The following is a 15,363-nucleotide window of genomic DNA, read 5'->3' as shown; positions in this document are numbered from 1 at the left end:
GAAAAAGCTTTCGTGGCGCCGTCGTGGTCGAAGACGCATCGTTTGCAGCGAGCCCAGGGGGCATACTGGCGCTCATCGGCCCGAATGGCGCTGGCAAATCAACGACCTTTCGTATGATTTGCGGACTTATCCATCCAGATAGCGGCGCGTTAACTTGGAGTGGAAACCCTATAAGCCTTTTGTCGAAGGAGCGGTTAGGCTTCCTGCCCGAGGAGCGCGGCCTCTATCAGGACATCACCGTTGAGCGATTGCTTATTTACTGGGCAAGGCTTCGGTCAATGCGCAGCGATGCGATACGGCACGCAGTTGAGCTGTGGATGGATCGACTTGAAATCGCTCCGTACAGGGACGTGTTGGTTAGCACTCTTTCCAAAGGAAATCAGCAGAAGATCCAGCTTGCTATTTGCCTCCTTCACTCTCCAGATCTCTTGGTATTTGATGAACCTTTCTCGGGCTTGGATCCGGCAAACCAAGATCTGGTTACAAATTTGCTTCTGGAGCAGGCAGATCGGGGTGCAGTTGTAGTGATCTCAGCGCATCAGTTGGCATTAGTCGAGAGATTGGCGACCGATGTCGTGCTTATGAATAAGGGGCTGACATCCGCACTGGAAGGATTCGGTCGATCGCGCCAGCTGCCTCCAACAGCATCGGATCGCACTGTTGTGGTCTATCTTAAAGGACGCCATACCCCAGAGTTCGCGGACATTGCGAAGCACTCAGCAAAACGCGACCATCTCGGTCGATTAGTACTCACATTTCCCGCTTCGGGACTAAAAGAGCTTGCTTCTGCACTAACTATCATATGCTCGTGTGATGAAGTATTAGATATCGAGCTCGATCGGCCCGGGCTTCATCAAGCCTATCTGAAATCTGTTTCAAACTATCAATCTGGGATCAATCATGGATCGTAGGACCATGGACGTCGCGGCCTTTGAGTTTCGGAGCTTCTTTGATTTCAAGGGCGAACTAATTAGCCTGGCGATTCTTGCCTTGATTGCAGCAATCAGATTTGGCGGTGACGCTATAATGGCACTGTCTGTGCCAACGAATCTTGTAATAGCCGTTGAATCGACCTCGCATTCACTACCAGATCAAACTCTTAGGAGCAGGTTCAGCTTTGTCATTACAAGCCCTCACGAACGGAAGCAGGCGCTTGAACGAATAGACAACGGTCAGATCGCAGGCCTTCTCGCAGAAGAGCCTAATAACACATTTCGCCTTTATACAAAGAGTCGCGTATTTTGGACAGACGCTCTAGCGACCGAGTTCTTACCTATTCACCGGTGGTTGAGCACCATTAAAATTGGTGTAGATCATAATGATATTGAAAGACTTGTCACGCCTCCTCAGATTGTGCCCAGCTATCCGGGAATTGAAGAAAAGGCCGGCGGCCTCAGCGCCTATATTTCAACAATTTCGATAATGGTAATCATCATTATCGGAATAATTTCAACACTGCCATTGCTGCTACAAGGAATTGCAGGAGAAAAATTTGGCCGTATAAGCGAAATCGTCTTATCGGCCATCTCGGTTCCGACATGGATTGACGGAAAAGTCATTGCTGCGGCGCTACACGGCCTCAAGACAATGCTCAGCTATACAATCTATGGTCTGACATTAGCACTTCTACTTGGCTATTTTGGATTTGATCAGATCGCCGATCCTGACCATTGGCGTGGAATCGCATTTACGCTCATCAGCGGAACGCTCGGTCTTCTATTCTGGATTGTACTGTTCGCCCTAGTGGCTGCGCTGTTGCCAAATGCAAAGTCACCCATCCGCAACACACTTGTTCTGGCGCCAATGACTTGCCTCTTGCTCTGTTTGAATGGCGCAAAGGAACCAGACAATTCATTTATTGTCGCTTTATCCTTCTTCCCACCGACGATGCCATTCTCTATGCCGCTCCGAATTGCTTCCGGCACCGCGTCGACATTGGAGTTCCTAGCCTCAATGGCATTCGCAATCGCCTCACTCATTGCATTGAGACTTATCTTACTAAGAGTCTTCACCAGGGCCATTCTTAACGTTGGCGGTAAAATAAACGGAGTGATCTCTTACTCACATAAGGAAACAGCCTCCGGCCTCTGATGCTCTCAATGACCTCCTAATCTCGTAGCTCGCAATAGTTGACGGACGATAGAGAGGGAGCTCCGGTCGCTTGCTCAACGCCACCCCCTACTACTTCCTAAGCAAGCCCGCTCCGGCCCTACCGGCACGATCCCCGACGGATTGAGATGCCGATGACTCCCGTAATAGTGGTGCTTGATGTGCTCAAAGTTCACCGTATTCGCCACCTCGCGAATCGCCATCATCCGCGCCACGAACGCATGCAGACCAGCGAAGTCTGCAATGCGCCGCACGTTGCACTTGAAGTGCACGTAGTAGACCGAATCGAAGCGGATCAAGGTGGTGAACAGACGGATATCAGCTTCGGTCATGGCATCGCCCACCAGCCACTCGCGTTGCTGAAGGCGCTCGTCCAACCAGCTGAGTGAATCGAACAACGGTCCAACAGCCTCTTCGTACGCCTGCTGCGTTGAAGCAAAGCCCGCCTGGTACACACCGTTGTTGACGGTGGCATAGACCCGTTCGTTGACCGCATCGATCTCAGCACGCGATGCAGCCGGATAGAAGTCACCGGCTTTCGCGCCCAGCCCGTCGTAGGCGGTGTTGAACATCCGGATGATATCCGCCGATTCATTGCTGACGATCGTCCCGCGCTCGCGATCCCACAGCACCGGCACGGTCACCTTGCCGGTCATCCCAGGTTTGGCGGCGGCATACAGTTCATGCAGATAGCGTGCACCGCGTTCGGGCTCCGGCGTTACCTGCGGGCCGGGCTCAAAGGTCCAGCCCTGATCACCCATGTGCCAGTTGACCACCGACACCGGCACCAGATCTTCCAAGCCCTTCAGCGCGCGCACGATCAGCGCGCGGTGTGCCCACGGGCAGGCGAGACTCACATACAGGCGAAACTCCCCAGGCGCGGCTTTGACACCAGGCTCGCCATTCGGGCCAGCGCTGCCGTCAGCGCTCAACCAATCGCGGAAGGTGGATTCCTCGCGCTTGAAATGACCGTCCTTGTCAGCGGCACCCGCGGTGCCTTCCTGCCATGTTCCATCGACCAGCATGCCCATCGCGGGAGTACTCCTCTGATAGCGGTGTGTGATGCTCCGGTGATGTGTGCCGGCTTCTACAGCGGGTTGTAGCAAACGCATCGGCAATGCCCGGTGATGGGCCCTCGCAGCGGGTGCATGTTTCATCGCGTTCATCGCCGCAGCACACGCAGCTGCGGCAGAATGTCGATGTATTTACGCGAGACTCCCACCATCATGCGTATCCACCAGATCGATCTTCCCGTGTCCGATGTCGCCGCCACCGTGGCGTACTTCCGCGATGAACTTCAGTTGCCGGTCGAGGGCTCGGCCGTGCGCATCGGCTGGAGCACCCTGCAGCTGCAACCCGCAGGATCGAATCCGGTCGGCGGTGTGCACCTGGCCTTCAACGTCCCAGCCAATCGATTCGAAGCGGCCACCGACTGGCTGAAAGCACGCGCCACCCTGCAGCGCGATCTGAAGGGCCATGACCACTTCACCTTCGATGGCCGCTGGGATTCGGAGTCGATCTATTTCACGGGGCCGGACGGGCTGATCCTGGAGTTGATCGCGCGGCGGCGCCTGCCTGCCGGCGAACGCCAGGGCGCGTTCCATGGCAGCGAGATGACCTGCATCAGCGAGGTCGGCCTGCCCGCTGAAGACGTGGCTGAGGTGCAGGCAAAGGCCCAAGCGGCGTTCGGGCTGGAGCCGCTGTCACAGCCCACGCCGCACTTCGCACCCCTCGGCGATGACGAAGGTCTGTTGATCGTGGTCGATGCGACGCGCCGCTGGTTCCCCGAGCAGAAAGTGCTGCCGAATGCGCGTGGCCTCCGCGTGGTGCTGCATGACGTGGTGCCTGGCGCGACTGTGGAAGACGCAGCACTGGGTTGGCACCTGCGCTCGGCCTGAGCAGGCCGCAGACGAACGAAGCCCCGCCGGAGCGGGGCTTCAGTTCCCATAACAGCCGGCTGGGCTCACTCTTCCTCGTCCTGCTGGGCGCCCTGCTGCTGGTTCTGGTTGCGCTGCTGCTGTTCCTGCTGCTGTTGCTGCTGGTCGCGACCACGTTCCTGCTGCTCACCGCGCTGATTCGGGTTCTGCTGGTTCTGCTGAGCCATTTCGATTCTCCGGTCGCCGCAAACGGAATGTCGCGGTCGGGGCCATCCTCTGCAGCGCGAGGTTAACGACGTGTGGGGGTTTGTATACGAATTCGTCAACGTCTCCACGCCAACGTTTTCTGCAGGTACAAACCCCATGTCGCAGTAAGCGTTGGCCCGCATATGAACGGTTCGAATTCCCTTATGCCACCATCCCCTAAACGCCCCGGAGCGTGACTGAACAGGGCATCCCCGATCCTGCGGGTGGAGATGACGCGCAGATGACGATCACGGCATCACCGGCGGCACGTAGGTCAGCGTCATGCCGAGCAGCCACAGCAGGCCAAGCACCAGCGGGATGTGCACCAGCAGCTGGATGAAGGTGAAGCCGACGATGTCGCGCGCCTTCAGGCCGAGCACGCCCAGCAGCGGCAGCATCCAGAACGGGTTGATCAGGTTCGGCAGCGCCTCGGCAGCGTTGTAGACCTGTACCGCCCAGCCCAGGTGGGCCTTGAGTTCGTTGGCCGCCTGCATCACGTACGGCGCTTCGATGATCCACTTGCCGCCGCCGGAGGGCACGAAGAAGCCGAGCACCGCCGAGTAGACGCCCATCACCAGCGCGAAGGTGTCGGTGGTGGCGATATGCACAAACAACGTGGACAGGCGATGGGCGAGGGTCTCATCGCCACTGCCGGTGGCGTGGGTGAGGATCATCGCGATGCCGCCGTACAGCGGGAACTGGATCAGCACGCCGGTGGTGCTGGGGACGGCCTTGGCCACCGCGTTGAGGAAGCTGCGCGGGCGCCAGTGCAGCAGCAGGCCGAGCGAGATGAACAGGAAGTTGTAGGTGTTGAGGTTGGCGATGGCGGTGACCACCGGCTTGCTGGCGAACTCGCCGAACAGCCAGCCGAACGCGAGCAGCGAGAGCAGCACGGTCAGCAGCGGGCTGTACTCCAGCCACTCGCCGGGGCGGGTGCGCGGTTGCAGCGGCTCGGCCTCGGCGCGGGCGGCGCCTTCGAAGTCTTTGGCCGTGCGCGCAGTGGCGGCGCCGGGTGCGGTGAGCCAGGCAATCAGCAGCGACACCAGGATCAGCGCGGATGTCAGCGCGATCGACTGCCACAGGAAGATGGTTTCGGTGAAGGGCAGCACGCCGGTGATCTCGACCAGTCCGGGCGGCATGCTGGCCGGGTTGGCCTGCAGCTGGGCGGCCGAGGAGCTCAGGCCCATCGCCCAGACCGCGCCGAGGCCAAGGTAGGCCGAGGCACCGGCGGCGCGGTAGTCCATGTTGAGTGCTTCGCGACGCGCCAGCGCGCGGACCAGCAGCCCGCCGAACACCAGCGAGAAGCCCCAGCTGAGCAGCGAGGCGAGCATGCTGATCAGGCCGACATAGACCACCGCGCCACGGCCGGTCTTGGGCACACGGGCCAGCAGCTCGATGAAGCGCGCCACGATCGGTGCGGTGGCGACCGCATAGCCACCGATGACCACGAAGGCCATCTGCATGGTGAAGGGGATCAGGCTCCAGAAGCCCTCGCCGAAGGCGGTGGCGGTGGCCTGCGGGGTGGCGCCGAAGCCCATCGCCGCGGCCGCGACGATGACGACGCCGAGCACCGCGAACACATAGGCATCCGGGAACCATTTTTCCGCCCAGGCGGCCGAGCGCAGTGCCGCGCGCGCCATCCAGCCGTCCTGCACCACCGTCGATGTGCTCATTGCCCCGCCCTCCCCGATCATTCGATGGGAGGGATTCTGGGCGCTGGCCGCAGCGCTGTCAGTCGCCTAATGGTCGTAGTGCCGGGCGCTGCCCGGCTCTGCGAGGTGATCGGGAGCTGGCCAACGGCCGGCACTACCACTGCGCGCGTTACGGGTAGCACCCGACCGTTGGTCGGGTGGCCACCTCAGCGCACCCCCAACGACACCGCGATGCCGGCGAACAGCGCGGCCCCGACCCAGTTGTTGTGCAGGAAGGCCTTGAAGCACGGGTCGCGCTCGCGCTTGCGAGCGATCCAGAACTCGTAGGCGATCAGCCCGGCGGCCACGCCGACGCCCAGGCCGTAGTAAACGCCCAGCCCGGCGCGCAGGCCGACCAGCGCCATCGTGCCCAGGAACAGCGCGTAGAGAATCCCCTGGATGATCAGGTCCAGATCCCCGAACAGGATCGCGGTGGAATGCGAGCCCATCTTCAGGTCGTCATCGCGGTCGACCATGGCGTACCAGGTGTCATACGCGGTGGACCACAGGATGTTGGCGCCGTACAGCAGCCAGCCGATCACCGGCACCTCGCCCTGCACCGCGGCGAAGGCCATCGGGATGCCCCAGCCGAAGGCCATGCCGAGATAGACCTGCGGCAGGTGGGTGTAGCGCTTGAGGTAGGGGTAGCTGGCGGCCAGGAACACGCCGATGAAGCTCATGCCGATGGTGAGCCAGTTCAGGGTCAGCACCAGGGCGAAGGCGACGATCATCAGCCCTGCGAACAGCGCCAGCGCCTCACGGCCGGACACGGCCCCACTGGCCAACGGGCGGTCCTTGGTGCGCTTGACGTGCGGGTCCAGCCAGCGGTCGGCGTAATCGTTGATCACGCAGCCGGCCGAGCGGGTCAGCCACACGCCGGCGGTGAACACGAACAGCGTCCACAGCGGCGGCAGCCCGCCGGAGGCCAGCCACAGCGCCCACCATGTGGGCCAGAGCAGCAGCAGGGTGCCGATCGGGCGGTCGGCGCGCATCAACTTCCAGTAGTGCCGCCAGCGCGACGGGGGCGCCGCCTCGGGCGCTTCAAAACGTTCGTAAGCCATCGGTAAAGGATACCGCCTGGGCTGGCCGGGCGCGCCGCCGCCGGGCGCATCGGTGCAGGGGGCAGACCTGCGCGGCGTTTACGGATAGAATGCTCCTCCCGCGCCGCTTTGGCGGTCCGTGGCCCCATCAGGCGGCCCGGCGGGACGCAGGACACAACGCGCTCGTAGCTCAGCCGGATAGAGTAGTGGCTTCCGAAGCCATTGGTCGGGGGTTCGAATCCCTCCGGGCGCACCATCCTTGCCACTTCCCCGTGTTCATTGCTTTGCCTGCGCTGACCGCGCCCAGGCTGGGCCGCGCCATCGCCTGGCCGACCGGGTGAACGCGCGCACGGAATGGCCGGTACGCATCGGTACCGGCCGTTGAACGTCAACCTTCCTCAGTACGTCCCATCAAACGCGAAGATCGGCTTGCGCTGTTTCCACAGCCCGGCGGTGAAATCCGGGAATTCCAGCGTCTGGAAGCTGTTGGCGATGGACTGCTCGGACAGCGGCGTGATCGCGCTCCAGGTGATCGCGTCGTAGATGTCGATCGGCATCGGTGCCTTGGCCTTGAGGGCTTCCACGAAGGCATGGATGACGAACCAGTCCATGCCACCGTGGCCGGCGCTGGCAGCGGTCGCGGCATGCTGCTTCCACAGCGGGTGCTCGTACTGGTCCTGGTAGGCCTGGAACGGCTCCCACTTGTGCGGCGGGCTGCGGCCTTCGATGTGGATGGACTGGTTCACATCCATCCACAGGCCCTTGGTGCCCTGCACACGGAACCCCATCGAGTACGGGCGCGGCAGCGAGGTGTCGTGCTGCAGCAGGATGGTTTCGCCGTTTTCGCAGGCCAGGGTGGTGGTGACGATGTCGCCGAGCTTGAAGGCCACCTTGGTGCTCGGGTGGGTGGTGCCACCGCTCTTGGCCACGGTGTACTCGTGCAGGCCACGCGCCTTGCTGGCAAACGCGTTGATGTGGGTGAAGCGGTTGCCACGATTGATGCCGGTGTACATCGCGCACGGGCCGATGCCGTGGCTGGGGTACAGCTCACCGTTGCGCTGCACCGAATGCTCGGTGCGCCAGCGTGCTTCGGACCAGCCCTTGGCACCGAACTCCACGCCGCTGTCATACGGCTGGCTGGGATCGCCGGAATTGAACTTCACCCCGCGCAGGTCGTGCTGGTAACCGCCCTGCAGGTGCACCAGTTCACCGAACAGGCCTTGCCGCACCATCTGCAGCGCCGCCATCACATCGCGGCGATAGCAGACGTTCTCCAGCAGCATGTACGGCGTGCCAGTGGACAGCTGGGTCTTGAGCACGTCCCAGTGGTCCTGCAGGGTGATGCCGGCGACCACTTCGCAGCCCACCGCGACCTTGGCCTGCATCGCCGCGATCGCCATCGGCGCGTGGTATTCCCAGGGCGTGGCGATGATCACGCCGTCCAGGCCGCGCTGCTCGATCAGCCGCTTCCAGGCGTTGACGTCGCCGTCCTGGCCGTACGCCTTGGGCGCCGGCTTGCCGGCCTTGGCGACCATGTCCATGCCGCGCTTGAGCATGATCGGCTCGATGTCGCACAGCGCGACCACCTCCACGTCGTCGCGGCGGACCAGTTCCTTCAGCAATACCTGGCCGCGCATGCCGGTGCCGATCAGGCCCAGCCGCACCTTGCGCCCGCGCGCCCAGGCAGGCGTGTTCGGCAGCAGGCTGGTGGCGGCGACGGCCGCGCTGGCGGCGATGAATTCTCTGCGTTTCATGGACAGTACCTCGTGTGAAGATCGCGCCGGCCGGGACCGGCGCGGGGGAAGCATCAGAACTTATAGCCGACGGTGAGACTGTAGCCGCGACCGAAGATGGTGGCGTAATCGCTGGAATCGCCGAGGAAGCTGTTCGGGTCATAGAACGGCAGGCGGTCGAACAGGTTCTTGATGGTGAAGCCGACGTTCCAATGCGCATCCGGGCGCCAGGCCACGCTCAGGTTGGCGGTCCACCACGACGGGGCGCCATCGCACTTGCTCTGCTCCACCGGCAGGTAGCCGGCGGTGCAGGTCTGCGGATTGTTGTCCTCCTCGTCGATCTGCTGCAGCGCCCACTTGGTGCCACCCACGTAGTTGACGAAGACACTGGTGGTGACCTGCTTGTAGCTCCAGTCCGCGTTCAACGTGGCGCGCAGCCTCGGGTTGTTGTAATAGCCGACCAGGTCGCCGTAGTACCAGCCGCTTTCATCATCCAGGTAGGAACGGTTGCGGTTGGCGATGGTGGCGGCCATACCGATGTTGAGGTTGCCCCACTCGCCCAGCGAGAAGCGGCTGCGCGCATCGATGTCGAAGCCGTCGATCAAGGTCTTGCCACGGTTCTTGTACTGGCCCACCACGCTGGCCACGTTGCCCACGCTGTAGCCGGGCAGCGTGCCGGGACAGGCCACGCCGCTGGCCGGGTCGGCGCACATCGCCGCCAGGGCGGCCAGGTTGGCGCGGTCGCTTTCGGTGATCGGCGAACGCGTGGAGGAAATGATGTCTTCGTCGCGGGTGAAATCCGGGGCGACGATTTCATTGCTGCGGTAAATGAACCAGTAATCGGCCGACACCGACAACCATTGGGTCGGCTCGTAGACGAAACCGAGCGTGGTGATCTTGGCCTTCTCCGGCTTCAGGTCCGGGTTGGGCTGGGTCATGCGCGCCACCGTGCGGCTGCAATCGGTATTGAGCAGGGAGTTGCCGAGGTCGACGTCCCCCCCGCGCTGCGACCGCAGCAGGAGGTTGGCGATGGCGTTGGTCTCGTTGCAGCGCACTTCATCACGGTAGCCCCCCAACTGGGCGAACACGCCACCGTTGCCGGACTCGGCCAGGCTGGGGGCGCGGAAGCCGGTGGAGTACGTGCCGCGCAGCATCAGCTGGTCGAACATCTGGTACTTCAGGCCGATCTTCGGGGCCAGGTTGGCGCTGAAGTCCGGGTACTTGTCCACGCGCAGCGCGGCGTCCAGCTCCAGCTTCTCGGTGAGCGGCGCCACCGTCTCGGCGAACAGCGCATAGGTATTGCGCTTGCCGTCGAACCACGAGCCGCCCTGCTGGGTGATCAGGCCGTTGGCCGCATCCGGGTTGCCCGGGGTGTAGAAGGTTTCGCGGCTGGCGTTGAAGCCGAAGGCCGCACGCACTTCACCGGCCGGCATCTGGAACAGCGGGCCTTCGATCTTGCCGTCCAGCGTATGCAGGCGCGTCCAGGACTGGATGTCGAAGGTCGGGAATGCTTCACGGATCAGGGCGGCGTTGGCTTCGCTGATCTCACCGAACTTGTACGCCGGGTGATCGGAAATGATCACACGGCCGGTGCCCGGATCGACCGAGTACGGGCCGAAGGCCTTCTCGAAGCCGGCCAGGTTGACGTTGGTGGTCTGGTAGGTGACCGAGTGGCTGCCGGCTGTGGCAAAGGCGGTTTCCCAGTTCCAGTCGCCAATGTCACCGCGCAGCCCGGCCACCACGCGGTAGCTCTGGTCTGTGTTGCGCTGGCCGAAATGGTTGGCGCCCACGTCCTGCAGCAGGTACTGCAGGCCGACCACGCCGCCCATCAGTGCCTTCAGTTCGGGCGAGGCGTTGTTGTATTCGTTGTTCGGGCCCAGGTAGGGATACAGGAACTGGTTGACCGTGGTGCCGGTGTTGCGCGAGAACCAGCTGGTCGGGTTGCCGGTGGTGGTGCCGTAGGCGCGCGGCGTACCGCCGTTGGCGGTCAGGTCGATGTCGGTGTAGGTGGCCTCGGCGAAGGCTTCGGTGCTGTCGCCGATCAGGAAGTGCGCGTTGACGTACGCCGTGTTGCGCTCGGATTTGGCGCCGGCGTCGATCTCGTTGTTCATCCACGTTTCCCAGATACAGCGGGGGCCGGCCGCTTCGCTAGTGAGCACGTTGTTGCAGCCCGGCGCGGCCTCCTGCACACGGCGGCCGGTGACCGGATCGAAGGCGAAGTAGCTGCCCGGGTTGAACTCGCCCGGCTTGCTGCCGGTGCCCAGGCGCAGGTTGGGCAGGTAGTTGGGGTTGTTGACGTAGTACTGGTCGGGCCGCTTGTCGTAGAAGTCGCTCAGCGGGATCGCATCGCGCCGGTACAGATTGACCGAGGCGTAGACGTTGTAGCGGTCTTCATCCAGATCGCCGAAGCCGGCGGTGATGCTGCCCTGGTGCTCGCCGTAGGAGCTGATCCGCGAGGATTTGTCCGTGGTGAGATTGATCTCCGCGCCCTGGTAGGAGCGTTTGGTGATCACGTTGATCACGCCGGCCACCGCATCGGTGCCGTACACGGCCGAGGCGCCGTCGGTCAGGACTTCCATGCGTTCGATAGCTGCGGCGGGGATCGCATCGATGTTGACGAACTGGGTCTGGAAGCCGGCCGGCGCGCCGTAGTAGGACAGACGGCGGCCATTGAGCAGCACCAGCGTGCCCTGTGCGCCGAGGCCACGCAGGTTGGCCTGCGAGGCACCATCCGAACCGGTGAACAGCGAGCGCGAGTCCTGCTGGCCCGGCCGCGCGGCGGGCAGGTTGTCGAGCACCTGCAGCAGGGTGCGCGCGCCCATGTTCTCGATGTCCTGCTTGCTGATCACCTGCACCGGCGAGGCGGTTTCCACATCACTGCGGCGGATGTTGGAGCCGGTCACCTCGATGCGCGACAGCTCGGTGGCTTTCGTATCGGGTGATGCGTCCTGGGCGCTGGCACTGCCGACCACCGCGACGGCCAGGCCGAGTGCGATGGACAAGGGGGTGGCGGTGATGCGGCGATGGCGATGGCGTTCGGTCAACATCTTTGGCTCCTTGTTCGATCCGCAGCGTGGGGCTGGCGGTGGATGGGTGTTTTCGGGCAAACGTCCCCCGTGCCGCGGCCAGACGGCCGCAGACGGGAAACGGGAGAGAGCGGTGGTTCGACGGGCGGTTTGGTTACGGCGACACGATGCTGGCGGTATCGCCCTCCTGTCCGATCAGGGCGGCATTGGCCCAGTTGCCACAGACCTGCGCGGGGTCATCGCCCTGCGCCCCGAGCGTGCGCAGGCTCAGCCGCTGCAGGCCGCGCACGTCCAGCTCCGGTTTGACCACGCCGGGTGCGTTGACCAGGCCGCTGTCGTACAGCAGCCGACCGTCACCCCACACCTGGAACTGCATGCCGCCGGCGGTGCGGCACTGATCATCGATCCCCAGGTCGGCGCGCAGCAGGCGCCAGCCGCCGCCCAGCTGCAGATCGATCCGGCTGCTGGCGTTGACGCCCAGGCCGCGGCGGAAATGCAGCCCGTTCATGCGCATCTCCGCCTGCCCACCGAGGGCGCGGTCGGCAGCCACGCTGGCCTTCAACGGGGTCGGCATGGGCAGCGCGGAGAGATACAGCTGCTGCGCGGGACCCTCCGGCTGCGGATGCTCCAGCACGTGGAAGGTGGACAGCACGATCGGGCCGACATCGCGCGGCTGCAGCGCATCCACTGCACGCGCCACGCTGCCCTGCGCCGCGGTCACCATCGGGTCGGCAGCGCTGGCACCGTCGCCTTCCGGGTTCTGCGTGCTGAGCACGCGGAAGCGCAGCAGTCGGCCGGCATGGGCGGGGAAATCGATCTGCTGCATGCCTTGCTGCAGGGTCAGGCGGCCACGCTTGATCGGCTCACCCCACTCGCCATTGCTGTCGGCCATGTAGATTTCGTAATCGCGGATCTGCCCGCTCTTCCAATGCTGGTCGTTGCGTGGCGCCAGTTCGATGCCGTCGATCAGCTTGCGTTCGCCGAAGCCGAGCACCCACTCGTGCGCACCGGTCTTGACCGCCTGGTTGCGCACGGTGCGGAACCACGTGGCCGGGTCATCGTCGAAGGCCTTTTCCATCTCGTAGCCCTGCTCCTCGGCCGGGCGGTTGACCACCAGCATGCTGTCCGAGGGCAGCGCGCGGCCCAGCTCGGGCGCGGCCGGGAATGCATCGTCGGCCGGTGCGGCAGCGATCGGCAGCTCCAACTGCAGTGCGAGCGGCTGGCGGATGTCGGTCGGCGCAGTGCGTACGTGCAGGGTGCCGCGGCGCTCGGCCGCATCGAAGTACCAGCCCTCGCCTGCGGCCTGCCACGCCGCCGCATCGGCCAGCATCGGCAGCGCGCGGCCGTCCAGCGTCACCGCCGCCGGGCGCTGGCGGCTGAGCACGCGCAGTGCATAACGGCGCTGCGGCAGCTGGCCGGCGTACTGGCCCTGCACCGCCTCGATGCGCACCTGCACCGGGCCAGTCCCCTGTGCCGGGGCCTGCACCGTGATCGCCTGCGTGCTCGATTCGCCCTTCTCATAGCGACGGGTGGCGCCATCATCTTCGTACAGCGTGTACTGCGAGGTGCCCTGCGGGTACAGATCGAAGGTCACTTCATCGAGCGGCTTCTCACCGTCGTAGAGCATCGCCGGGTACATCGGGATGATCGCGCCGGCGCGCACGAACACCGGGATCGTGGCCAGGTCGACCGGGCGGTCCAGCGAGCGCCCCTCGGCGCCGGCGAGCAGCTGGCGGCCGTCCCAGTAGTCGATCCAGCGGCCCTGCGGCAGGTGGATGTCGCGGCGCCAGCCTCGGCTCGCAGCCTGGCTGCGGTACACCGGGGCGATCAGCAGCTCGCGGCCGAGCAGGAACTGGTACTTGTGCGCCTCGGTATAGGCCTGCGGATCCTGCGGGTAGTCCCACATCAGCGCGCGCAGCAGCGGCGCGCCGCTGGTCGCCGCATCGTGCGCCAGCCCGTACATGTACGGGGTCATGCGCATCTTCAGCTTGAGGTAGTCGCGGTTGACGCTGCGGTAGGGCTCATCGAACCACCACGGGTGCTTGCGCGCATTGCCGGACCAGCCGGACATGCCCATCAGCACAGGGGTGAAGCTCTTCCACTGCAGGTCGCGGGTGAACGTCTCAGCGCTGCCGCCGAAGATCGCGTCCACGTCGCCACTGGCGTAGGCCATGCCGGACAGGCCCGAGCCGATCAGGGTCGGAATGTGCCAGCGGATGTAATCCCAGCTGCTGCTCTGGTCGCCGGTCCAGGCCACCGCGTAACGCTGGATGCCGCCCCAGCCCATCACCGTCCACAGGAACGGGCGCGAGTCGGAATTGTTCAGGATGCCGTTGAACGCGGACTGGTTGGCATCCATCGCGAACTGGTAGCCCTTGCCGGTCCAGGCCACGTCCAGCTTCTGCACGCGGCTGCCGGCAGTACCGACTTCCCAGGCGATCTTGTCGACGCCGTTCTCGGTCCACAGGCCGGTCTTGAAGCCGTATTTGGCCAGGCCCTGCACGGTCTCGGGCAGCTTCTTGTAGCCGCAGCCGTAGCCATCGTTGGGCAGGATCCAGCCGCCGGGCATGTCGTGGTCGCGGTACTGCCGGGCCACGCTGTCGACGACATCCGGCGTGGTGCCGGTCGGGCCGTCGCTCCAGCCTTCGGGCACGCTGCCGGGCTTCTTGATGTTGTCGCCATCGTTGTAGCAGTCGGCGTCGCCATAGGAGAACGCCCAGCGCGGCAGCAGGCCGGCGCGGCCGGTCAGCGTGGTATAGCGGTCCAGCAGCGTGTGCAGGCTGGGCCCGACGAAGTAGTACGCATCGAAGCGGTCTTCGCGGTGCAGCAGCGTGGCTTGGTCGGCCTGGCGCAGATCATAGGTGCCGTCGCTCCACGTGTTGCGCAGCATGCCCCAGCCCCGCGAGCTCAGCAGCATCGGCGCCGGGTTGGGGCGATCGCCTTCTTCCCAGCCACCGGAATACGAGACCTCCAGTTCGCGGCCCTTGAACTCGAAGCGACCGTTCTGCTGGCCGCCGCCGTAGAAGTGCTCATCGCCTTCGCTGGAGAGCACCTGCACGCTCTGGTCCTTGTCCAGGTCCAGCGGCTGCAGTTCGTGCCACAACGCGACATCGCGTTCGCCGTCGCGGCGATCCAGCGACAGGCGCAGTGGCTGGCGCTGGATGCGCAGCACCAGGGCGTCGGTACGGATACGCACCTCGTTGCCATCTTCCTCCACCTCGAAGGCGACCTTCGCGGCCGGCTGCGGCAGTACGATCGGGGCAGCCTTGTCGCTGGCATCGGTGAGCGTGCCGTTGCGGCCGGCGCGCACACGCAGCACGTCATCGCGCAGCAACTCCACGCGCAGGGTGGCGCCGGTATCCGTGCTGAGTGTCCAGCCGGCGGTGCCGTCGTTGGCGGGGGCGGCGCTGATCGCACGCAGGTTGCCCACCGGCTCAGCGTTGGCAGTGGCAGCCAGAGCTACTGCGGTAAGCAGTGCGATCGTCAGACCAGTGCGTCGAAACCGGAAGTCCACCTTGCCCCCAAGCCCGCGGTCAGCGGGAAACTGAAACCAGTGCGGCCGACTCTAGGGCAGGGTCTCGAAAGATGTCAACAAATTGCAAAGAAAAAGGAAGGATATTTAAACATAAACGAAAGATGTG

General features: G+C 63.9%; 10 protein-coding genes and 1 tRNA gene. 4 read left to right on the top strand and 7 right to left on the bottom strand.

Going from position 1 to position 15,363, the window contains the following annotated elements; all coding sequences use genetic code 11:
* The first annotated feature begins 23 nt into the window (after positions 1-23).
* Positions 24-911, top strand: a complete 888-nt coding sequence (locus ACW6W5_RS00890) for an ABC transporter ATP-binding protein (RefSeq protein ID WP_193222731.1) — start codon at positions 24-26, stop codon at positions 909-911.
* A gap of 4 nt (positions 912-915) precedes the next feature.
* Positions 916-2,091, top strand: a complete 1,176-nt coding sequence (locus tag ACW6W5_RS00885) for an ABC transporter permease (RefSeq protein WP_193222730.1) — start codon at positions 916-918, stop codon at positions 2,089-2,091.
* Between the two features lie 74 nt (positions 2,092-2,165).
* Here the strand turns inward: ACW6W5_RS00885 and ACW6W5_RS00880 are convergent, their stop codons facing one another.
* Positions 2,166-3,140: a glutathione S-transferase family protein gene (locus ACW6W5_RS00880; RefSeq protein WP_152150855.1), complete on the bottom strand. Its 975-nt coding sequence runs from the start codon at positions 3,138-3,140 to the stop codon at positions 2,166-2,168.
* A gap of 195 nt (positions 3,141-3,335) precedes the next feature.
* Between ACW6W5_RS00880 and ACW6W5_RS00875 the strand changes: the two genes are divergently transcribed.
* The gene (locus ACW6W5_RS00875) at positions 3,336-4,007 is read left to right on the top strand and encodes a VOC family protein (protein WP_121040708.1); all 672 of its coding nucleotides are present in this window, start codon (positions 3,336-3,338) and stop codon (positions 4,005-4,007) included.
* Positions 4,008-4,072: 65 nt separating this feature from the next.
* Here the strand turns inward: ACW6W5_RS00875 and ACW6W5_RS00870 are convergent, their stop codons facing one another.
* From ACW6W5_RS00870 to ubiA, 3 genes are all read right to left on the bottom strand, one after another.
* Positions 4,073-4,213: a hypothetical protein gene (locus ACW6W5_RS00870; RefSeq protein WP_193222729.1), complete on the bottom strand. Its 141-nt coding sequence runs from the start codon at positions 4,211-4,213 to the stop codon at positions 4,073-4,075.
* A 267-nt stretch (positions 4,214-4,480) separates the two neighbouring features.
* A complete protein-coding gene (locus ACW6W5_RS00865; protein WP_152151094.1) occupies positions 4,481-5,872 on the bottom strand; it encodes a short-chain fatty acid transporter in 1,392 nt (463 codons plus the stop codon).
* Between the two features lie 218 nt (positions 5,873-6,090).
* Complete coding sequence (ubiA, locus tag ACW6W5_RS00860; protein WP_152150853.1) at positions 6,091-6,984, bottom strand: 4-hydroxybenzoate octaprenyltransferase; 894 nt, start codon at positions 6,982-6,984, stop codon at positions 6,091-6,093.
* 158 nt (positions 6,985-7,142) lie between these two features.
* Between ubiA and ACW6W5_RS00855 the strand changes: the two genes are divergently transcribed.
* A tRNA-Arg gene (locus ACW6W5_RS00855) sits at positions 7,143-7,219 on the top strand.
* Between the two features lie 142 nt (positions 7,220-7,361).
* On the opposite strand, the gene ACW6W5_RS00850 is transcribed toward ACW6W5_RS00855, so the two are convergent.
* The 3 genes from ACW6W5_RS00850 to ACW6W5_RS00840 all read right to left on the bottom strand — a co-directional run bounded on the left by ACW6W5_RS00850 (position 7,362) and on the right by ACW6W5_RS00840 (position 15,236).
* The gene (locus tag ACW6W5_RS00850) at positions 7,362-8,717 is read right to left on the bottom strand and encodes a Gfo/Idh/MocA family protein (RefSeq protein WP_152150851.1); all 1,356 of its coding nucleotides are present in this window, start codon (positions 8,715-8,717) and stop codon (positions 7,362-7,364) included.
* Between the two features lie 53 nt (positions 8,718-8,770).
* A complete protein-coding gene (locus tag ACW6W5_RS00845; RefSeq protein WP_152150849.1) occupies positions 8,771-11,743 on the bottom strand; it encodes a TonB-dependent receptor plug domain-containing protein in 2,973 nt (990 codons plus the stop codon).
* Between the two features lie 133 nt (positions 11,744-11,876).
* The gene (locus ACW6W5_RS00840; RefSeq protein WP_152150847.1) at positions 11,877-15,236 is read right to left on the bottom strand and encodes a TIM-barrel domain-containing protein; all 3,360 of its coding nucleotides are present in this window, start codon (positions 15,234-15,236) and stop codon (positions 11,877-11,879) included.
* Positions 15,237-15,363 lie beyond the last annotated feature (127 nt).

The sequence above is a fragment of the Stenotrophomonas sp. IS26 genome (genome assembly GCF_054188265.1).
Note: the sequence above shows the minus strand (reverse complement) of the source record. Positions and strands in the feature narration are given on the sequence as shown.

Bases quoted from the DNA above. Each gene is read 5' to 3' on its own strand.
- ACW6W5_RS00850 (WP_152150851.1), bottom strand. From the start codon at position 8,717: ATGAAACGCAGAGAATTCATCGCCGCCAGCGCGGCCGTCGCCGCCACC.
- ACW6W5_RS00870 (WP_193222729.1), bottom strand. From the start codon at position 4,213: ATGGCTCAGCAGAACCAGCAGAACCCGAATCAGCGCGGTGAGCAGCAG.
- ubiA (WP_152150853.1), bottom strand. From the start codon at position 6,984: ATGGCTTACGAACGTTTTGAAGCGCCCGAGGCGGCGCCCCCGTCGCGC.
- ACW6W5_RS00880 (WP_152150855.1), bottom strand. From the start codon at position 3,140: ATGGGCATGCTGGTCGATGGAACATGGCAGGAAGGCACCGCGGGTGCC.
- ACW6W5_RS00885 (WP_193222730.1), top strand. From the start codon at position 916: ATGGACGTCGCGGCCTTTGAGTTTCGGAGCTTCTTTGATTTCAAGGGC.
- ACW6W5_RS00875 (WP_121040708.1), top strand. From the start codon at position 3,336: ATGCGTATCCACCAGATCGATCTTCCCGTGTCCGATGTCGCCGCCACC.
- ACW6W5_RS00865 (WP_152151094.1), bottom strand. From the start codon at position 5,872: ATGGCGCGCGCGGCACTGCGCTCGGCCGCCTGGGCGGAAAAATGGTTC.
- ACW6W5_RS00845 (WP_152150849.1), bottom strand. From the start codon at position 11,743: ATGTTGACCGAACGCCATCGCCATCGCCGCATCACCGCCACCCCCTTG.